This is a genomic window from Williamsia sp. M5A3_1d, assembly GCF_053345315.1.
The window spans coordinates 504,667-523,958 of the sequence record NZ_JBKEZX010000004.1 but is presented as its reverse complement, the minus strand read 5'-3'; the positions used below and the strand labels follow the sequence as shown (position 1 = coordinate 523,958).

The window sequence follows — 19,292 nt, the reverse complement described above, 5'->3', positions numbered from 1 at the left end:
CCGGGGGCCTACATCGACGCAATCAGGCGGTCGACTCGCTCGTCGACGTTGCGGAACGGGTCCTTGCACAGCACGGTGCGCTGGGCCTGGTCGTTGAGCTTGAGGTGGACCCAGTCGACGGTGAAATCGCGACCGGCCTTCTGCGCCGCCGAGATGAAGTCGCCGCGCAGTTTCGCGCGAGTGGTCTGTGGGGGTTCGTCGACGGCGGCGGCGATCGCCTCGTCGGTGGTGACCCGCTTGACCAGACCCTTGCGGGAGAGCAGATCGAACACGCCACGCCCGCGCTTGATGTCGTGGAACGCGAGGTCGAGCTGGGCGATCTTCGGATCCGACATGTCCATGTCGTAGCGGTCGATGTAGCGCTGGAAGAGCTTGCGCTTGATGACCCAGTCGATCTCGGTGTCGACCGAGGAGAAGTCCTGGCTCTCGACCGCGTCGAGCGTGCGGCCCCAGAGGTCGACGACGAGGTCCATCTCGGGATCGGGGTGCCGGTTGCGCAGGTGCTCCACCGCCCGCGCGTGGTATTCGCGCTGGATGTCGAGCGCGCTGGCCTGACGCCCCCCGGCCAGACGCACCGGACGTCGCCCCGTGGTGTCGTGGCTGACCTCGCGGATCGCACGGATCGGGTTGTCGAGGGCGAAATCGCGGAAGGCCACGCCGGCCTCGATCATCTCGAGCACGAGTGCCGCGGTGCCGACCTTGAGCATGGTGGTGGTCTCGGCCATGTTCGAGTCACCGACGATGACGTGCAGGCGGCGGTACTTCTCGGCGTCGGCATGCGGCTCGTCGCGGGTGTTGATGATGGGGCGCGACCGGGTGGTGGCCGAGGAGACGCCCTCCCAGATGTGCTCGGCGCGCTGCGACAGGCAGTAGGCGGCCGCCTTCGGGGTCTGCAGCACCTTGCCGGCGCCGCAGATGAGCTGACGGGTCACCAGGAACGGCAGCAGGACATCAGAGATGCGGGAGAACTCCCCCGCGCGCACCACCAGGTAGTTCTCGTGGCATCCGTAGGAGTTGCCCGCCGAGTCGGTGTTGTTCTTGAACAGGTAGATGTCGCCACCGATGCCCTCGTCGGCGAGCCGACGTTCTGCGTCGATGAGCAGTTCCTCGAGGACCAGCTCCCCCGCGCGATCGTGGTTGATCAGCTGGATGAGACTGTCGCACTCGGCGGTGGCGTACTCGGGGTGCGAGCCGACATCGAGGTAGAGACGCGCACCGTTCTGCAGGAACACGTTCGACGATCGGCCCCACGACACCACCCGCCGGAACAGATACCGCGCGACCTCGTCCGGGCTCAGGCGCCGATGACCATGAAAAGTGCAGGTCACACCGAACTCGGTCTCGATGCCCATGATTCGTCGTTCCACTCGCTCAACCCTACCGGTGCAGGGGTGAGCGGGTCGGTTCCCGCCGACCGGGCCCGCCGTGTGGCGCACGCCGAGGCCCGCGATCGCTTGCTCCGGGAACGACTACTCCGGTGTCGATCCGCCGTCGGGGGTGTCGTCGGAATCGGTGGCCGGTGCCGGTGTCGGCAGCAGGGCCGCCACGGCCTCGGCCGACAGGCGTCGGAACGCGCGGCGCGGTCGATTGCGGTCGAGCGTCGCGACCTCGAGATCGCCCGCGGCGAGCACCCGCGGTTCGGGGGCCGGCGCCGACGACCCGTTCGCCGGTGCGGCCGGTGTCCCCAACGCCGACACCGCGGTCGCGAGAGCGGTCGCCAGATCGGAGTCGGCGACGTAGCCGTCCTTCATGGCCGTGGAGATGGCCTCGTTCGCGCCACCCATCACCAGGAACCGGGTCTCGTCGTTGATCGACCCGTCGTAGGTGATGCGGTACAGCTGAGCGGGTTTCGTGCTGCCGAACGGGCCGATCTCGGCGACACACAGCTCGACCTCGAACGGCTTGGCCTGCTCGGTGAACACCGAGCCCAGGGTGTTGGCGTAGGCGTTGGCGAGCGACAGCCCGCTCACGTCGGCGCGGTCATAGCTGTAGCCGCGCATGTCGGCGTGCTGGATCCCGGCCTTGCGCAGGCTCTCGAACTCGTTGTACTTGCCCACCGCGGCGAACCCGATGCGGTCGTAGATCTCGGAGACCTTCCGCAGCGCATTCGACGGGTTCTCGGCCACGAACAGCACACCGTCGGCGTAGGTGAGCACGATGACACTGCGGCCGCGGGCGATTCCCTTGCGGGCCAACTCCGAGCGATCACGCATGATCTGCTCGGCGCTCGCGTAGTACGGGAACGTCATGATGCACCTCCCCAGGGCGACGCGTCGTTCGCGGCGGTCCGTTCGGCGATGACCGCGCGGGCCGCGTCGGTGATCCGGGCCGTCTCCACCTCGAGGGCGCCGTCGGCACCCACGATGACCGCGGTGGGCACGATGCGACGCACCAGATCCGGTCCGCCCGTTGCGGAGTCGTCGTCGGCGGCGTCGAACAGCGACTCGACGGCGATCGACAGGGCCGAGTCGGCGTCGAGATCGGGTCGGTAGAGCTTCTTCAGCGCCGACTTCGCGAACACCGAGCCGGAGCCGATGGCCTGGAAGCCGCCGAACTCCTCGTGGCGGTCGCCCGCGATGTCGAACGAGAAGATGCGCCCTCGCCGGTTCGGGTCGACACCGTCGGCGTCGTAGCCCACCAGCATCGGGATCGCGGCCAGACCCTGCATGGCCGCACCGAGATTCGACCGCACCATGGCGGCCAGTCGATTGACCTTGCCGTCGAGGGTGAGCCCGATGCCCTCGATCTTCTCGTAGTGCTCGAGTTCCACCGCGAACAACCGCACCATCTCGACCGCGATGCCCGCGGTGCCGGCGATACCCGCCGCGGAGTACTCGTCGGTGACGAACACCTTGCGGATGTCTCGGCTGGCGATCATGTTGCCCGCGGTCGCACGGCGGTCCCCGGCGATCAACACCCCGCCGGGGAAGTCGACCGCGACGATGGTGGTGCCGTGCGGGATCATCTCGGCGCCGGTGGCGGCGAAGCGATTGTCGGGCAACAGTTCCGGAGCGTGCTGTCGGAGATGGTCACAGAACGAGGACATGTCCCGGAACGACGAGAGACCTCGACCGAGAGGAATGGCCGGATCGCTCACTGGCCACCTTTCTGGACATATGCGCGCACGAAGTCCTCGGCGTTCTCCTCGAGCACGTCGTCGATCTCGTCGAGCAGGTCGTCGGTGTCGTCGGCGAGCTTCTCGCGACGTTCCTGGCCGGCGCTCGTGTCGGGCCCGGTACCGGAGTCGTCGTCCCCGCCACCGCTACGCCTCGTCTGTTCCTGCGCCATTGCTGCCTCCTTGAGCCTGCGATCTCACCCGGCGAAACGTCGGGAAGGTCCGTAGGGACACCCTACCGGGGCGGAAGTCGGAAAGGGGCGCCCGCGTGGCCGACCGGGAACACACCCACCTCGCCGAACCGGCGGGTGCGCTCAGTTGGTCAGCTGGTCGACGAGCTCGGCCGCGGAATCGACCGAGTCGAGCAGCGCCCCCACATGGGCCTTGCTGCCCCGCAGCGGTTCGAGCGTCGGGATACGCACCAGCGAGTCGCCACCGAGGTCGAAGATCACCGAATCCCAGCTCGCGGCCGCGATGTCGGCGCCGAAACGCCGAAGGCATTCGCCGCGGAAGTAGGCGCGGGTGTTCTCCGGCGGCGACGACACGGCGTCCATCACCTGCGCCTCGCTGACCAGTCGCTTCATCGAACCGCGCGCGACGAGCCGGTTGTAGAGCCCCTTGTCGAGACGCACGTCGGAGTACTGCAGGTCGACGAGCTGCAGGCGCGGCGCCGACCACGCGAGACCCTCGCGGTTGCGGAACCCCTCCAACAGCCGCAGCTTGGCCGGCCAGTCGAGGATGTCCGAACACTCCATCGGGTCGCGTTCGAGGCGGTCGAGGACGTCGGTCCAGGTGTCGAGGACGTGCTGCGCACGGGGGTCGTCGCCACCGCGCGTGCGGAAGAACTCGGCGCAGCGCTCGTGGTAGATCCGCTGCACCGCAAGGGCGGTCATCTCCCGTCCGTCGGCCAGCGCGACGGTCTGCGTCAGGGTCGGGTCATGGCTGATCTTGTGCACCGCCGTCACCGGACGCGCCAGCTCGAGGTCACGCAGGTCCACGCCGCCCTCGATGACGTCGAGCACCAGCGACGCGGTGCCCACCTTGAGGTAGGTGGCGGTCTCGGCGAGGTTGGCGTCGCCGATGATCACGTGCAGTCGTCGGTATCGATCGGGGTCGGCGTGGGGCTCGTCGCGGGTGTTGATGATGCCGCGCTTGAGGGTGGTCTCGAGTCCGACCTCGACCTCGATGTAGTCGGCACGCTGCGAGAGCTGGAAACCGGGTTCGTCGCCGGACTGGCCGATACCCACCCGGCCCGAGCCGGTGAACACCTGGCGCGTGGCGAAGAACGGTGTGAGACCGGTGATCACCGAGGTGAACGGGGTGTCGCGCGCCATCAGGTAGTTCTCGTGGGTGCCGTAGGAGGCACCCTTGCCGTCGATGTTGTTCTTGTACAGCTGCAGCCTCGGCGCACCGGGCACGCTGGCGACGTGGCGCGCCGCGGCCTCCATCACCCTTTCGCCGGCCTTGTCCCAGATCACCGCGTCCATCGGATCGGTGACCTCGGGCGCGGAGTATTCGGGGTGCGCGTGGTCGACGTAGAGCCGTGCACCGTTGGTGAGGATCATGTTCGCCGCGCCCACCTCGTCGGCGTCGATGATCGGCGCGGGGCCCGAACCCCGGCCGAGATCGAAACCGCGCGCGTCGCGCAGGGGCGACTCGACCTCGTAGTCCCACCGTGTGCGCTTGGCCCGGGGCACGCCCGCCGCCGCGGCGTACGCGAGAACCGCCTGCGTCGAGGTCATGATGGGATTGGCGCCCGCCTCGTTGGGTGCGGAGATGCCGTATTCGACCTCGGTGCCGATGATTCGTTGCATGCCTCGAGCCTAGAGGCTGCGGCGTGTCCTACAGGTACTGGCCGGTGTTCGTCTCGGTGTCGATCGCGCGGCTGGCGCCGGCGCTCTTGCCGGTGACCAACGTGCGGATGTAGACGATCCGCTCACCCTTCTTGCCCGAGATCCGTGCCCAGTCATCGGGATTGGTGGTGTTCGGCAGGTCCTCGTTCTCGGCGAACTCGTCGAGGATCGAGTCGAACAGGTGCTGCACCCGCAGTCCCGGTGTGCCCGTCTCGAGCTGCGACTTGATCGCGTACTTCTTCGACCGGTCGACGACGTTCTGGATCATCGCGCCGGAGTTGAAGTCCTTGAAGTACATGACCTCCTTGTCGCCGTTGGCGTAGGTCACCTCGAGGAAGCGGTTGTCGTCGTTCTCGGCGTACATCTTCTCCACGACGCGTTCGATCATCGCCGCGATGCACGCGGAACGGTCGCCACCGAACTCCTCGATGTCGTCGGCGTGGATCGGCAGTGTGTCGACGAGGTACTTCGAGAAGATGTCGATCGCGGACTCGGCGTCGGGTCGCTCGATCTTGATCTTCACGTCGAGGCGGCCGGGCCGCAGGATCGCGGGGTCGATCATGTCCTCGCGGTTCGACGCACCGATGACGATCACGTTCTCGAGGCCCTCGACACCGTCGATCTCGCTGAGCAGCTGTGGCACGACGGTGGTCTCGACGTCGGAGGAGACACCCGATCCGCGGGTGCGGAAGATCGAGTCCATCTCGTCGAAGAACACGATCACCGGTGTGCCCTCGGACGCCTTCTCACGCGCACGCTGGAAGATCAGGCGGATGTGCCGCTCGGTCTCACCCACGAACTTGTTGAGCAGCTCCGGGCCCTTGATGTTGAGGAAGTACGACTTGGCCTCGCGGGCGTCGTCGCCGCGGGCCAGTGCGATCTTCTTGGCCAGCGAGTTGGCGACGGCCTTGGCGATGAGCGTCTTGCCGCAGCCGGGAGGGCCGTACAGCAGGACGCCCTTCGGCGGGCGCAGGTCGTAGTCGCGGAACAGGTCCTTGTGCAGGAACGGCAGCTCCACGGCGTCGCGGATCTGCTCGATCTGGCGTCCGAGACCACCGATGTCCTCGTAGCCGACGTCGGGCACCTCCTCGAGCACGAGGTCCTCGACCTCGGCCTTGGGGACCCGCTCGAACGCGAATCCGGCCTTGGTGTCGACGAGCAGCGAGTCGCCCGGACGGAGCTTGCGGCGGTGGCCGTCCTCGCCGTCGACCTCGCCCATGAGGGGTTCGGCAAGCCACACGACGCGCTCCTCGTCGGCGTGACCCACCACGAGTGCCCGGTCACCGGTGCCGAGGACCTCGCGCAACGTGCTGATCTCACCGACGGAGTCGAACGCGAGGGCCTCGACGATCGTGAGGGCCTCGTTCAGGCGCAGCGTCTGACCACGCTTGAGCGTCTCGACCTCGATGTTCGGGGAGATCGTGAGACGCATCTTGCGGCCCGAGGTGAACACGTCGACCGTGGAGTCCTCGTAGGTGTCGAGCAGCACGCCGTACCCGCTCGGCGGCTGGCCGAGGCGGTCGACCTCCTCGCGCAGCGCGAGCAGTTGCTGGCGGGCGTCCTTGAGGGTGTCGAGGAGCTTCGCGTTGCGCGCGGTGAGCGTCTCGATCCGGGTCTGCGGGTCGGTGCCGGTGGAGTCCGGCCCGAGATCGACACCTCGGTTCCCGGTATCGGGCATGGGGACGTTGCCTGAGCCTGCCGAGCGCGCGGTCGATTTCTGCGCGCCGGTGGGGTCGTGGCGATCGGATTCGGTCATTGCTGACTCCTCTCCCCGGCGGAACACCATCGGTTTCACCGTTCCCCCACGCTACCGGCGTGCGGGACGACGTGCCCCGCACGCCACGACGTTCGGTGGCGCCGTCTCGTCAGCTGGGATGACGCGGGCGCCCGCCCGGTCGGTCAGCGGTCGTCGGAACCCTTGTTGGAGCGCCGCTGCGGCCGCAGGGTGACCGTGCCCGGTGCGAGACGTCGGGCGGTCACCAGAAAAGCGGTGTGACCTTGCATCTTGTGCGACGGGCGGACGGCGAGGCCCACCACGTTCCATTCGCGCAGCATGGTCTCCCACGACCGCGGTTCGGTCCAACACTGCTGCTCACGCAGGGCCTCGACGACCCGGGAGAGCTGTGTGACGGTCGCCACATAAACCACGAGCACGCCGCCGGGTCGCAACACCGACGCCACGGCGTCGAGGGTCTCCCACGGCGCGAGCATGTCGAGGATCACGCGGTCGACCGATGCCGCGGCGTTCGCGGTGGCGGCGAAGTCGACGATGTCGGCGACGGTGAGTTCCCAGTTCGCCGGCCGCTCGCCGAAGAAGGTCTCCACGTTGCGCACCGCGTGTTCGGCGTGGTCCTCGCGCACCTCGTAGGACAGCACCCGTCCCTGGGGGCCGACCGCACGAAGCAGTGAACACGTCAGCGCGCCCGATCCGGCACCGGCCTCGAGCACCACGCTGCCCGGATAGATGTCCCCCTCGGTGACGATCTGCGCGGCGTCCTTCGGGTAGATGACCTGCGCCCCGCGCGGCATCGACAACACGTAGTCGGTGAGCAGCGGCCGCAGCGCGAGGTACTGGGCGCCGCGGGTCGACGAGACGATGGTGCCCTCGTCCGTACCGATCAGGTCGTCGTGTGCGATCGCGCCCTGGTGGGTGTGGAAACTGCCCCCCGCCTCGAGGTGGACGGTGAACTTGCGGCCCTTGGTGTCGGTCAGTTGGACGCGGTCGCCGACGGTGAACGCCGAGGCGGCCGCGATCGGGTCGCCGGTGGCGTCCTGCGCGGCTGTGTCGTACATCAGGCATACCCTGCCAGGTGTGAGCACGGCGTCAGATCTCAACCCCACCGGCGACAACCCCGCAGGCCTCGACCTCGCAGGGGCCGACCTCGCAGGGACAGACCCCGCACCGTTGGTCGACCCCGTCCCCGAGGGACCACGCCGACCGGCCCTGTCCCCCTCGCGCGCGGCCGACTTCAAACAGTGCCCGCTGCTGTACCGCTATCGCGCGATCGACCGTTTCCCCGAGGCGTCGACGACAGCGCAGGTCCGCGGCACCGTGGTGCACTCGGCGTTGGAGAACCTCTTCGACCTCCCCGCGCCGTTGCGCACCGTCGACACCGCCGACGTCCTGGTCGACGCCGCATGGGATGTGCTCTGCGAGAAGGATCCCGGCCTGCGGTCCCTGGTGGCCGAGTCGGAGGTCCCGGCCTTCCTCGCCGAGGCCCATCGACTCATCGCCACCTACTACACGATGGAGGATCCGACCGCGTTCGACGCGCAGGCGTGCGAGATGCGCATCGAGATCGACCTCGCCGACGACGTCGCCCTGCGCGGGTTCGTCGACCGCATCGACGTCGCCCCGACCGGGGAGGTCCGCGTCGTCGACTACAAGACCGGCCGCTCCCCCGGCGAGATGTTCGAGGCCCGGGCTCTGTTCCAGATGAAGTTCTACGCCTTGGCCGTCATGCGACTCCGCGGCGTCGTCCCCGCGCGTCTGCAGTTGATGTACCTCTCCGACGGTCAGGAACTGCGGTACACCCCCGACGCCGAGGAACTCGAGCGCTTCGCCGGTACCCTCACCGCGATCTGGCAGGCGATCCTCGCCGCCGGTGTCACGGGGGACTTCCGCCCGAAGAGATCGCGGATGTGCGCCTGGTGCGACCACAAGGTCCGCTGCCCCGAGTTCGGCGGCGAGATCCCGCCGTACCCCGGCTGGCCCGGCGCGCCGGCCCAGGACACCGTCGCCGACCACCTCGCCTCATGACCGCCTCGACCGCAGGGACCCCTCCGACGGCGGCCGAGCCGCGCGGCTACTACGTGCCGCTCGGCGCGGACGACGGCTGGGAACACCTCATGCCCACGGCCGACTCGGTGAGCGTGTGGACCGACACCATCCAGCACGGCGGCCCGCCGTCGGCGCTCATGGTCCGCGCCATCGAGAACCTGGAGTTGCCGGGGCACCTGGCGATGTCGCGGGTGACGATCGACATCCTCGGTGCCATCGGGCTGTCGGAGAACCGGGTCCGTGCGCAGGTCATCCGCCCGGGCAGGCAGATCGCCCAGGTGCAGGCCGAACTCGACGTGCGCACCGACTCCGGTGGGTTCCGGACCGCTGCGCGCGCCACCGCGTGGTTCATCGCCACCTCCGACACCGCCGCGGTCACCGCGCCCGTCGAGAACCCCCCGGTGCCGACCGCCACCGACGACACCGTCGGTGGTCTGCCGCCGTGGCTCGACGCCGGTTGGGGTGCATCGGGTTTCATCTCGACGGTCGACTTCCGCGCGTCGACCGACCCGGATCGGCCGCGGCTCGCCTGGCTGCGGCCCACCGTCGACATCGTCGCCGGGGAGACCGCCACACCCCTGGTGCGCACCTGCTGCATGGTCGACGTGGCGAACGGTCTGGGCTCGGTGCTCTCGCCGACGGAATGGACGTGGATGAACACCGACACCACCATCCATCTACGCCGGACGCCGACCGGCGACTGGACCGGCATCGACGCCGCGATGGTCGGCGGGGCACACGGATTCGGCTACACCGCCGCCGATCTGTTCGACGACGAGGGCTCACTGGGTCGGTCGAGTCAGACGATCCTCATCACCCGCGCCGGCTGACCCCGCTCAGAAGCGGCAGGAACGGATGTCGCTGGCCAGGATGGCCTTGGCGCCCATGGCCGAGAGATCGTCCATCACCGACTGGTGCCCGGCCCGCGGGACCATGGCGCGCACGGCGACCCAGTTGTCGTCGGCCATCGGTGCGACGGTGGGCGATTCGAGCCCCGGGGTGATCGCGACCGCGGCGTCGAGGAGATCTTTGCGGCAGTCGTAGTCCATCATCACGTACTGCTGACCCACCACCACGCCCTCGACGCGTTTGATGAGCTGTTCGGCGGCGCGGGACGGCGCGACGTCGGCGCCGTGGATGAGCACGGCCTCCGACTGGCACATCACCTCGCCGAACGCCTTCAGATTGTGTTGGCGCAGTGTGCGTCCGGAGCCGACGACGTCGGCGATGGCATCGGCGAGGCCCAGCTGGATGGAGATCTCGACGGCACCGTCGAGCCGGATGATCTCGGCGGTGATGCCGCGGCGGTCGAGGTCGGCGCGCACGATGTTGGCGAACGACGTCGCGATCCGGCGACCCGACAGGTCGGCCTCGGTCATGTCGGTGTCCACGGGACCGGCATAGCGGAACGTCGACGCGCCGAACCCCAGCGACAGGCTCTCGGTGACGGGAGCCTGCGAATCCCAGGCGAGATCACGCCCGGTGATGCCGAGATCGAGTTCCCCCGAACCGACGTAGATGGCGATGTCCTTGGGACGCAAAAAGAAGAACTCGACGTCGTTCGCGGAGTCGAGGACGGTCAGGTCCTTGGCGTCGGTGCGTCGGCGGTAGCCCGCCTCGGCGAGCATGGCCGCGGCCGACTCCGACAGCGCACCCTTGTTCGGCACGGCAACGCGCAGCATGTGATCGGTTTCCTTCGTGAGGGACGTGAGATGTCCGTCTGTCGTGGGTGCGGGTCTACAGGTACCGGTACACGTCGTCCGGGGTGAGACCACGTTTGATCATCATCACCTGCAGCCAGTAGAGCAACTGGGATATCTCCTCGCCCAGCGACTCGTCGGACTCGTGCTCGGCGGCCAGCCACACCTCGCCGGCCTCCTCGATGATCTTCTTACCGAGGGTGTGGACGCCGGCGTCGAGTGCGGCGACCGTGCCGCTGCCCTCCGGTCGGGTCGCTGCACGCTCGGTGAGCTCGGCAAAGAGGTCGTCGAAGGTCTTCACGGGAGATCAGTCTCCCACGGCCGCGTGGGCGGCCCGCCCGCGACGCCACGCGTCGGACACCGCGGTCTCGTCGAGTCCCACGAGACTCGTCCGGAACGTCCGACCAGGTGCCTGCGGCACGTCGGCGTCGGACGGCACCACCAGGGTCGGGCACCCCGCCGCGCCGGCGGCCGCGGCACCGGTCGGTGAGTCCTCGATGGCCAGACAGTCCGCGGGTGACACCCCGGCCGCGCGCGCCGCGGCGAGGTAGATGTCGGGTGCGGGTTTGCCCTCGGCCACCTCGTCGCCACACAGGGTGTGCGCGAACCGGTGCTTGCCGATGGTCGGCAGCGCCCGCTCGGTGAGGTCGCGTTCGGTGTTGGTCACCAACACCATCGGGATCCCCGCGGCCGCGATCGTCGTCAACGCCTCGTCGGCTCCCGGCCGCCACGGGATGCCGTCGGCGAACAGCTCCGCGACCCGCCCGCGCAACCAGTGCGCCTGGGTGTCGAGGTCACGCTCCGCCTCGGGCACACCGGCGGCGTCGAACAGTTTCGTCATGGCGCCGACCATGGAGTTGCCCAGCGTCGACTGACGCAACTCCACGGTCATCACCGCTCCGAGCCGCACCGCGAGCTCGGCCATCGCCACATCCCACAGCTTCTCGGAATCCAGCAGCGTCCCGTCCATATCCCAGAGAACCGCCCGCGGTAGGGCCGTCGATGCCACGTCAGACGTTGAAATACTTGGCCTCGGGGTGGTGCAGGACGAACGCGTCGGTCGACTGCTCGGGATGCAGCTGCAGCTCCTCGCTCAGCTCGACCCCGATGCGGCCGGGCTCGAGCAGCTCGATCATCTTCGCGCGGTCCTCGAGGTCGGGGCAGGCGCCGTAGCCGAACGAGTACCGCGCACCGCGGTATTCGAGATCGAAGAAGCCCTGCGGCGAATCGGGGTCGTCGCTCGCGACCGACTGGTCTCCGAAGGTGAGCTCCGACCGGACGCGCTGGTGCCAGTACTCGGCGAGCGCCTCGGTGAGCTGCACACCGATCCCGTGCACCTCGAGGTAGTCGCGGTAGGAGTCCTTCGCGAACAACTCGTTCGCGAAATCGGCGATGGGCTGACCCATCGTGACGAGCTGGAACGGCAGCACGTCGACCTGACCGAGCTCGGTGGCCCGTTCCTTCGAGGCGATGAAGTCGGCGATGCACAGGAACCGACTGCGCTGCTGACGCGGGAACTCGAAGCTGAACCGGATGTCGGCGTCGGGTCGCGGCTCGGTGAGCACGTGGACGGTGTCGCCCTCGCTGACCGCCGGGAAGTAGCCGTAGACCACCGCGGCGTGCTGCAGGATGTTCTCCGTCGACAGACGGGCGATCCATTCGCGGAAACGCGGACGCCCCTCGGTCTCGACGAGCTCCTCGTAGCTGGGACCGTCGCCGCTGCGGGTCCCGCGCAGACCCCACTGCCCGAGGAACAACGCGCGCTCGTCGAGCAGGCCGCGGTAGTCGGCGATCGGGATGCCTTTGACGATCCGCGACCCCCAGAACGGCGGTGTCGGGATCTCGTTGTCGGCGGCCACGTCCGAGCGAGCCGGCACCTCGACGGGGGCCTGCTCGGCCTTGCGCTTGGCCGCGATCCGGGCCGACTTCTCGTGTCGGGCCTTGCGTTCGGCGGTCTTCGCCTCGGCCGCGGCCTTCGCCTCGGGATCCTGGGTCGAGCCACCGCCGCGCTTGGCCGACATGATGTCGTCCATCAGACGCAGACCCTCGAACGCGTCACGTGCGTAGTACACGTCGCCCTCGTAGGTCTCCGACAGATCGTTCTCGACGTAGCCGCGGGTGAGCGCGGCACCGCCGAGGAGCACCGGGAAGTTCTCGGCCAGCCCGCGGGAGTTGATCTCCTGCAGGTTCTCCTTCATCACCACGGTCGACTTCACCAGCAGGCCCGACATGCCGATCACGTCGGCACGCTTGTCCTCGGCCACCTCGATGATCGTCGTGATCGGCTGCTTGATGCCGATGTTGACGACCTCGTAGCCGTTGTTGCTCAAGATGATGTCGACGAGGTTCTTGCCGATGTCGTGGACGTCGCCCTTCACCGTGGCCAGCACGATGCGACCCTTGCCGTCCTCGCCGGTCGCCTCCATGTGCGGCTCGAGGTGCGCGACCGACATCTTCATGACCTCGGCCGACTGCAGCACGAACGGCAGCTGCATCTGCCCCGAGCCGAACAGCTCGCCGACGGTCTTCATGCCCGCGAGCAGCGTCTCGTTGATGATCTTGAGCGGCGGGACCTCTTTCATCGCGTCGTCGAGATCGGACTCGAGACCGTTGCGTTCACCGTCGACGATGCGCCGCTCGAGACGCTCGAACAGCGGCAGCTTGGCCATCTCCTCGGCGCGACTCTCGCGTGCCGACGCCGCCGACACACCCTCGAACAGACCCATCAACGTCTGCAGCGGGTCGTAATCGGGGTTGCCCTCGCTACGGACACCGTCGACACCGCGGCGGTCGTAGACGAGGTCGAGGGCGACCTCGCGCTGCTCGTCGGGGATGCGCGCCATCGGCAGGATCTTCGAGGCGTGGACGATCGCGGTGTCGAGCCCCACCTGGGCGCACTCGTGCAGGAACACCGAGTTGAGCACCTGGCGGGCGGCGGGGTTGAGGCCGAACGAGATGTTCGAGATGCCGAGGGTGAAGTGGACCGCCGGGTGCGCCTCGTGGATCCGCCGGATCGCCTCGATGGTCTCGATGCCGTCCTTGCGGGTCTCCTCCTGACCGGTGGAGACCGGGAACGTGAGGGCATCGATGATGATGTCCTCCTCGCCCAGACCCCAGTTCTCGGTGATGTCGGTGATGAGCCGTTCGGCGACGCTGACCTTCCAGTCGGCGGTACGCGCCTGGCCCTCCTCGTCGATGGTCAGCGCGACCACGGCGGCGCCGTGTTCGACGGCGAGCTCCATGATCTTGGTGAATCGCGAGTCAGGTCCGTCGCCGTCCTCGTAGTTCACCGAGTTCACCGCGCAGCGGCCGCCGAGCGCCTCGAGTCCGGCCTTGAGGACCGCGGGCTCGGTGGAGTCGAGCATGATCGGGAGCGTCGACGAGGTCGCCAGGCGCGTGGCCAGGGCGGTCATGTCGTCGGCGCCGTTGCGGCCGACGTAGTCGACGTTGAGGTCGAGCATGTGCGCGCCGTCGCGGGTCTGGTCCTTCGCGATGTCGAGGCACTTCTGGTAGTCGCCGGAGAGCATCGCCTCACGGAACGCCTTGGAACCGTTGGAGTTGGTCCGCTCCCCGACCATCATGAAGCTGTTCTCCTGCTCGAACGGCACGGAGGCGTAGAGCGAGGACACCTCCGACTCGTGCTCGATGGTGCGGGTGCCCTTGGTGGTGCCGCGCACGGCCTGGGCGAGCTGGGAGATGTGCTCGGGGGTGGTGCCGCAGCAGCCGCCGACGAACGACAGGCCGTAGTCGGAGACGAAACCGCTGACCGCCTCGGCCAACTCGTCGGGCAGCAGCGGGTACTCGGCGCCGGACGGGCCGAGCTGCGGCAGGCCGGCGTTCGGCATCACCGACACCGGGATCCGGGCGTGCTTGGACAGGTAGCGCAGGTGCTCGCTCATCTCGGCCGGGCCGGTCGCGCAGTTGAGCCCGATCAGGTCGACGCCCAAGGGCTCGATGGCCGCGAGTGCCGCGCCGATCTCCGACCCGAGCAGCATCGTGCCGGTGGTCTCCACCGTGACGTGGGAGATGATCGGGATCCGCCGACCGAGCTGCTCCATCGCACGCTTGGCGGCCAGCACCGCGGCCTTCACCTGCAGCAGGTCCTGCGAGGTCTCGATGAGGATCGCGTCTGCGCCGCCCTCCAGCATGCCCAGCGCGCACTCCTGGTACGCGTCGCGGATCACCGCGAAGGTCGTGTGGCCCAGCGACGGCAGCTTGGTGCCGGGGCCCACCGAACCGAGGACGAACCGCGGCGTCCCGTCATCGGACGGGCCCATCTCGTCGGCGACACCCTTGGCGATCGCGACGCCCTTGCGGGCGAGCTCACGGATGCGGTCGGCGATGTCGTAGTCGCCGAGGTTGGAGAGGTTGCAACCGAAGGTGTTCGTCTCGACCGCGTCGGCGCCGGCCTCGAAGTAGGCGCGGTGGATGCCGGCCAACACCTCGGGGCGGGTGTCGTTGAGGATCTCGTTGCACCCCTCGAGATTGTTGAAATCGTCGAGGCTGAGATCGGCGGCCTGGAGCATGGTGCCCATGGCCCCATCGCCCACGAGGACCCGTTTGGCCATCGCGTCGAGGAACGCCGAGTCGTACGAACCGGTTCCGGTGGTGGCAGACATGGTACTCAGCGTAGTTCGCTCCCTATCGGTGTTCGGTCGTAGGCTGGTTCGGTGCACGCTGAGAAGTCCGGCCATCGCCCCACACTGCGGTCACCGATCCTCGTCGCAGCGTTCGAGGGCTGGAACGATGCAGGTGACGCCGCCAGTGGCGCGGTGGAACATCTGGCCCTCATCTGGGATGCGCAACCCCTCGCCGAGATCGATTCCGACGACTACTACGACTTCCAGGTCAACCGTCCCATCGTAAAGCAGGTCGACGGTGTCACGCGACGGATCGAGTGGCCGGCCACATCGGTGTCGTGGTGCAGCCCGCCCGGATCCGATCGCGACGTCGTCCTGCTCCGCGGGATCGAACCGAACATGCGCTGGCGTGGATTCTGCGCGGAGATCCTCGACATCGCGCGCTCGCTCGACGTGCAGACCATGGTCATCCTCGGCGCGCTGCTCGCCGACGCGCCCCACACCCGCCCCGTGCCGGTGACCGGGACGGCCTACAGCACCGATTCGGCGTTGGCCTACAACCTGCAGGAGAGTCGGTATGAGGGCCCGACGGGCATCACCGGTGTGCTGCAGGACCAGTGTGTGAACGCCGGCATCCCCGCGGTGTCCTTCTGGGCCGCTGTCCCCCACTACGTGTCGACACCGCCCAATCCCAAGGCGACCGTGGCGTTGCTCGGTCAGGTCGAGGAGGTCCTCGACCTCGAGGTGCCGCTCGGTGATCTGCCCGCCCAGGCCGAGGAGTGGGAGCAGGCGGTCACCGAGATGACCGAGGACGACGAGGAGATCGCCGAGTACGTCCGCGGCCTAGAGGAGCGCGGCGACGCCGAGGCCGGCACCGACGACGCGCTGTCGAAGATCGACGGCGACGCTCTCGCCGCGGAGTTCGAGAAGTACCTCCGCCGACGCGGACCGGGGTCGTTCGGCGCCTGAGCGCTCACCGGTCCCGCAGCGGCGCGGTGAACAGCTGAGCATCGAGATGTAACACCGCGGCAAAAGTCCATTGATCCCGGCGACGAACACTGACGCTCATGTCGTCGACTCCCATGTTCCTGCAGGGGGTGTTCGGGTTCACCGGTTCCGGACTCACCGCGCCCGCCCCTCTCGACCCGTCGCTCACGTACGTGGTCCCGCCCGGTATGACCGCGCAGCCGTTGTACTTTCGCGGCGGCAACAGCTCCGACGAGCTGGTCTACGTGACCCTGACGCTCGACGGCGCCCCGATGCGACTGTTCCCGATGGGTGCGCGGGCATCGGTCAACGTGCCGTTGCGGGTGGTGCAGGACGTCGACCCGGATTCGGTGCTCGCGCTGACCTTCGCGGCCCCCGAGGGGTGCAGCGGCTCGATCGTGGTGGATTTCGGTTGGGTGGTCTTTTGATGCCGCGTCGCCGCCTCGTGGTGGTCGGCAACGGGATGGCGGGTGCGCGCACGGTCGAGGAGATCCTGGCCCGCGGCGGTGGCGATCAGTTCACGATCACCATGATCGGCGACGAGCCCTACGGCAACTACAACCGCATCATGCTCTCCCACGTGCTCGCCGGCGAGAACTCCATCGACGACGACGATCTGATGCTCAACCCCATGGCCTGGTACCGCGACAACGGTGTCGAACTGTTCGCGGGTGACCGTGCGGTCTCCATCGACCGTTTCGGCAAGGTGGTGACCTGCGAGAGCGGTCGGGAGATCTCTTTCGATCTGCTCGTCATCGCCACCGGGAGCACCACCTTCTTCCCGAACATGGACGGGCTGCGAGAGTCCGACGGCCGACTCGCGCGCGGCGTCTTCGGGTTCCGCACCATCGCCGACACCAACGGGATGTTGCAGATGGCCGAGACCGGTGGGGCCGAGGGCAGGGTGCGTGCGGTCGTCATCGGTGGCGGCCTGCTCGGACTGGAGGCCGCGTACGGCCTGCAGACGCAGGGTGTGGCCGTCGAGGTGGTGCACTCCCCCGGCCACCTCATGAACCAACAGCTCGACGAGCGCGGCGGACGGGTGCTGCGGACGAAGATCGAGGCGCTGGGAGTCGGGGTGCACACCTCCCGTCGCACCACCTCGGTCCTGCGTGACGACACGGGAACGGTGACCGGTGTCGCGTTCGCCGACGGGTCGAGCCTGCCGGCGGACATGGTGGTGGTCACCGCAGGGATCCGACCCAACGTCGAGTTGGCGCGTCGTGCCGGTCTGGTGATCGAGCGCGGCATCGTGGTCGACGACCAGATGCGTTGCGAGGACGAGGGTTTCCTCTATGCAGTCGGCGAGTGCGCGCAGCACCGCGGTGAGGTCTACGGGTTGGTCGCCCCGCTGTGGGAACAGGCCGTGGTGCTCGCCGACGTCCTCACCGGCGCCGATCCGGCTGCGGCGTACCACGGTTCGCGTCTCACCACGAAGCTCAAGGTCGCCGGTGTCGACGTCGCCGCGATGGGGGTCAAGGGGCCCGAGCGCGACGACGACGAGTTCGTCCAGTTCTACGAACCACGCAGCGGCACCTACAAGTCGGTGGTGGTCCGCGACGACAAACTCATCGGCGCGATGCTGCTCGGCGACATCAGCAAGGCGAATTTCCTCACGCAGGCCTTCGACGACAAGGTCGCGCTGCCCGCCGAACGCATCAGCATGCTGTTCGACATGGGAACCCCGTCGGCCGCGGTCGGCGCGGCCGAACTCGCCGACGACACCGCGGTGTGCAACTGCAACGGGGTCACCAAGGGTGCCATCGTGTCGTGCGTGCAGGGCGGGGCGCGCACCGTCGGGGAGGTGGTGGCGGCCACCCGGGCCGGCAAGGGCTGCGGATCCTGCAAGGGTCTCGTCGCCGACATCGTCGCCCACGCCGCGGGCGGCGACCTCGCCGAGGACGTGTCGGCGAACTGGTACGTGCCGTGTATCCCGATGACCAAACCCGAACTGCTGGGTGCGATCCGGGCGAGCGACATCAGGTCGGTGTCGGAGATGTTCGAGAAGCTGGCCCCGAACGGTGAGGACGCGGCGGCCAAGATGCCGTTGGCATCGCTGCTGCGGATGGTGTGGGGTCCCGACTGGACCGACGAACGTGGCGCGCTCTACATCAACGACCGGGTGCACGCGAACATCCAACGCGACGGCACCTTCTCGGTGGTGCCACAGATCAAGGGAGGGGTGACCACGCCGGATCAGCTGCGGCGTATCGCCGATGTCGCCGACAAGTACGCGATCCCGATGGTGAAGATCACCGGCGGCCAGCGCATCGACCTTCTCGGCGTGCGCAAGGAGGATCTCCCGCAGGTGTGGGGCGACCTCGACATGCCGTCGGGTTTCGCCTACGGCAAGAGCTTCCGCACCGTGAAGACATGTGTGGGCACCGAATACTGCCGGTTCGGGTTGGGCGACTCGACCGCACTCGGCATCGCCATCGAGACGCGGTTCCAGGGCCTCGAGACACCCGCGAAGCTGAAACTCGCCGTCACCGGCTGCCCGCGCAACTGTGCCGAGGCCCTGTGTAAGGACGTCGGCGCGGTGGCCGTCGGCGCGGCGGGCGCGGCGTCGGATCGGTGGGAGATCTACGTGGGCGGCGCGGCGGGTGCCCACATCCGCAAAGGCGACCTGCTTGCGACGGTCGACTCGTCCGAGGAGGTGGTGCGGTTGTGCGGCATCTTCATCCAGCACTACCGCGAGCACGCCAGGTGGCTCGAACGCACCTACGCGTGGGTGCCGCGAGTCGGCATCGACGAACTGCGGGCGGTCCTCGTCGACGACCGAGACGGCATCGTCGACGGCCTGCAGGCACGTATCGAGGAGAGTGTGGCCGGCTACCGCGACCCGTGGCAGGACCGCACCGAGCCACGATCGCCCGCGCAGTTCACCTCCGCGCTGCCGCTGCTCCCGCTCCCCCGGGTCCCCGTCCGATGACCTCCGACACCGGCGACGTGGTCGAGACCCGCAGCCCGGCAACGTTCGTGGCGGTCGGACCGATCTCCGACCTCACCCACGGAGAAGGTCGGGCCTACGCGATCGACGGCGTGCAGATCGCGGTGTTCCGTGTCGGACCCGACGAGGTGCGGGCGACCGGCGCGGTGTGCCCACACCGCGGTGGACCCATCGCCGACGGACAGGTCGACGGCACGAAAGTGATGTGTCCGCTGCACCAGTACAGCTACGCGTTCGCCGACGGCACGTGTTCGGACCCGTCGATCGGGGTGTTGCCGGTCTATCCCGCGCGGGTGGTCGGCGACGTCGTCGAGGTGGCGCTCTGA

At 68.3% G+C, this 19,292-nt stretch carries 17 protein-coding genes; 6 read left to right on the top strand and 11 right to left on the bottom strand.

All coding sequences use genetic code 11. From position 1 onward, the window contains the following. Positions 1-8 precede the first annotated feature (8 nt). The 7 genes from pafA to ACLBW1_RS19330 all read right to left on the bottom strand — a co-directional run bounded on the left by pafA (position 9) and on the right by ACLBW1_RS19330 (position 7,761). A complete protein-coding gene (pafA, locus tag ACLBW1_RS19360) occupies positions 9-1,367 on the bottom strand; it encodes a Pup--protein ligase (RefSeq protein WP_447813407.1) in 1,359 nt (452 codons plus the stop codon). 102 nt (positions 1,368-1,469) lie between these two features. Next, the gene (gene prcA, locus ACLBW1_RS19355; protein WP_447813406.1) at positions 1,470-2,249 is read right to left on the bottom strand and encodes a proteasome subunit alpha; all 780 of its coding nucleotides are present in this window, start codon (positions 2,247-2,249) and stop codon (positions 1,470-1,472) included. Next, entirely contained in the window at positions 2,246-3,046 is an 801-nt protein-coding gene (prcB, locus tag ACLBW1_RS19350; RefSeq protein WP_447813405.1) for a proteasome subunit beta, read from the bottom strand. The genes prcA and prcB overlap by 4 nt, the downstream gene beginning before the upstream one ends. 47 nt (positions 3,047-3,093) lie before the next feature. Further along, positions 3,094-3,288, bottom strand: coding sequence for a ubiquitin-like protein Pup (locus tag ACLBW1_RS19345; RefSeq protein WP_045822788.1), 195 nt, complete (start codon positions 3,286-3,288; stop codon positions 3,094-3,096). A 141-nt stretch (positions 3,289-3,429) separates the two neighbouring features. Beyond that, complete coding sequence (gene dop / locus ACLBW1_RS19340; RefSeq protein WP_447813404.1) at positions 3,430-4,929, bottom strand: depupylase/deamidase Dop; 1,500 nt, start codon at positions 4,927-4,929, stop codon at positions 3,430-3,432. A 28-nt stretch (positions 4,930-4,957) separates the two neighbouring features. Further along, entirely contained in the window at positions 4,958-6,724 is a 1,767-nt protein-coding gene (arc, locus tag ACLBW1_RS19335; protein WP_447813403.1) for a proteasome ATPase, read from the bottom strand. A gap of 143 nt (positions 6,725-6,867) precedes the next feature. Further along, positions 6,868-7,761, bottom strand: a complete 894-nt coding sequence (locus ACLBW1_RS19330; RefSeq protein WP_447813402.1) for a tRNA (adenine-N1)-methyltransferase — start codon at positions 7,759-7,761, stop codon at positions 6,868-6,870. Between the two features lie 112 nt (positions 7,762-7,873). On the opposite strand from ACLBW1_RS19330, the gene ACLBW1_RS19325 reads away from it, so the two are divergent. Together ACLBW1_RS19325 and ACLBW1_RS19320 are read left to right on the top strand one after the other, a co-directional pair. Then, positions 7,874-8,728 (top strand): RecB family exonuclease, encoded by an 855-nt coding sequence (locus ACLBW1_RS19325; protein WP_447813632.1) that lies wholly within the window; start codon positions 7,874-7,876, stop codon positions 8,726-8,728. Further along, positions 8,725-9,579 carry a thioesterase family protein gene (locus ACLBW1_RS19320; protein ID WP_447813401.1) on the top strand — a complete coding sequence of 285 codons (855 nt, stop codon included), beginning with the start codon at positions 8,725-8,727 and terminating at the stop codon, positions 9,577-9,579. Before ACLBW1_RS19325 ends, ACLBW1_RS19320 begins: the two co-directional genes overlap by 4 nt. A 6-nt stretch (positions 9,580-9,585) precedes the next feature. On the opposite strand, the gene hisG is transcribed toward ACLBW1_RS19320, so the two are convergent. The 4 genes from hisG to metH are packed head-to-tail and all read right to left on the bottom strand — an operon-like array spanning position 9,586 to position 15,068. Beyond that, a complete protein-coding gene (gene hisG, locus ACLBW1_RS19315) occupies positions 9,586-10,431 on the bottom strand; it encodes an ATP phosphoribosyltransferase (RefSeq protein ID WP_447813400.1) in 846 nt (281 codons plus the stop codon). 55 nt (positions 10,432-10,486) lie between these two features. After that, entirely contained in the window at positions 10,487-10,750 is a 264-nt protein-coding gene (locus tag ACLBW1_RS19310) for a phosphoribosyl-ATP diphosphatase (protein ID WP_447813399.1), read from the bottom strand. Positions 10,751-10,756: 6 nt separating this feature from the next. Next, positions 10,757-11,419, bottom strand: a complete 663-nt coding sequence (locus tag ACLBW1_RS19305; protein WP_447813631.1) for an HAD family hydrolase — start codon at positions 11,417-11,419, stop codon at positions 10,757-10,759. A gap of 40 nt (positions 11,420-11,459) precedes the next feature. Further along, a complete protein-coding gene (gene metH, locus ACLBW1_RS19300; protein WP_447813398.1) occupies positions 11,460-15,068 on the bottom strand; it encodes a methionine synthase in 3,609 nt (1,202 codons plus the stop codon). 51 nt (positions 15,069-15,119) lie between these two features. Between metH and ACLBW1_RS19295 the strand changes: the two genes are divergently transcribed. The 4 genes from ACLBW1_RS19295 to ACLBW1_RS19280 all read left to right on the top strand — a co-directional run bounded on the left by ACLBW1_RS19295 (position 15,120) and on the right by ACLBW1_RS19280 (position 19,292). Beyond that, positions 15,120-15,998 (top strand): PAC2 family protein, encoded by an 879-nt coding sequence (locus ACLBW1_RS19295; RefSeq protein ID WP_447813397.1) that lies wholly within the window; start codon positions 15,120-15,122, stop codon positions 15,996-15,998. Between the two features lie 98 nt (positions 15,999-16,096). Continuing rightward, entirely contained in the window at positions 16,097-16,444 is a 348-nt protein-coding gene (locus tag ACLBW1_RS19290) for a molybdopterin oxidoreductase (RefSeq protein ID WP_447813396.1), read from the top strand. Beyond that, positions 16,444-18,948 carry a nitrite reductase large subunit NirB gene (gene nirB / locus ACLBW1_RS19285; protein ID WP_447813395.1) on the top strand — a complete coding sequence of 835 codons (2,505 nt, stop codon included), beginning with the start codon at positions 16,444-16,446 and terminating at the stop codon, positions 18,946-18,948. The genes ACLBW1_RS19290 and nirB overlap by 1 nt, the downstream gene beginning before the upstream one ends. After that, the gene (locus ACLBW1_RS19280) at positions 18,945-19,292 is read left to right on the top strand and encodes a Rieske (2Fe-2S) protein (RefSeq protein WP_447813394.1); all 348 of its coding nucleotides are present in this window, start codon (positions 18,945-18,947) and stop codon (positions 19,290-19,292) included. The genes nirB and ACLBW1_RS19280 overlap by 4 nt, the downstream gene beginning before the upstream one ends.

Coding starts and splice junctions, on each gene's coding strand:
- prcA (WP_447813406.1), bottom strand. CDS start 2,249: ATGACGTTCCCGTACTACGCGAGCGCCGAGCAGATCATGCGTGATCGC.
- prcB (WP_447813405.1), bottom strand. CDS start 3,046: ATGTCCTCGTTCTGTGACCATCTCCGACAGCACGCTCCGGAACTGTTG.
- ACLBW1_RS19345 (WP_045822788.1), bottom strand. CDS start 3,288: ATGGCGCAGGAACAGACGAGGCGTAGCGGTGGCGGGGACGACGACTCC.
- dop (WP_447813404.1), bottom strand. CDS start 4,929: ATGCAACGAATCATCGGCACCGAGGTCGAATACGGCATCTCCGCACCC.
- arc (WP_447813403.1), bottom strand. CDS start 6,724: ATGACCGAATCCGATCGCCACGACCCCACCGGCGCGCAGAAATCGACC.
- ACLBW1_RS19330 (WP_447813402.1), bottom strand. CDS start 7,761: ATGTACGACACAGCCGCGCAGGACGCCACCGGCGACCCGATCGCGGCC.
- ACLBW1_RS19320 (WP_447813401.1), top strand. CDS start 8,725: ATGACCGCCTCGACCGCAGGGACCCCTCCGACGGCGGCCGAGCCGCGC.
- hisG (WP_447813400.1), bottom strand. CDS start 10,431: ATGCTGCGCGTTGCCGTGCCGAACAAGGGTGCGCTGTCGGAGTCGGCC.
- ACLBW1_RS19305 (WP_447813631.1), bottom strand. CDS start 11,419: ATGGACGGGACGCTGCTGGATTCCGAGAAGCTGTGGGATGTGGCGATG.
- metH (WP_447813398.1), bottom strand. CDS start 15,068: ATGTCTGCCACCACCGGAACCGGTTCGTACGACTCGGCGTTCCTCGAC.
- ACLBW1_RS19290 (WP_447813396.1), top strand. CDS start 16,097: ATGTCGTCGACTCCCATGTTCCTGCAGGGGGTGTTCGGGTTCACCGGT.
- nirB (WP_447813395.1), top strand. CDS start 16,444: ATGCCGCGTCGCCGCCTCGTGGTGGTCGGCAACGGGATGGCGGGTGCG.
- ACLBW1_RS19280 (WP_447813394.1), top strand. CDS start 18,945: ATGACCTCCGACACCGGCGACGTGGTCGAGACCCGCAGCCCGGCAACG.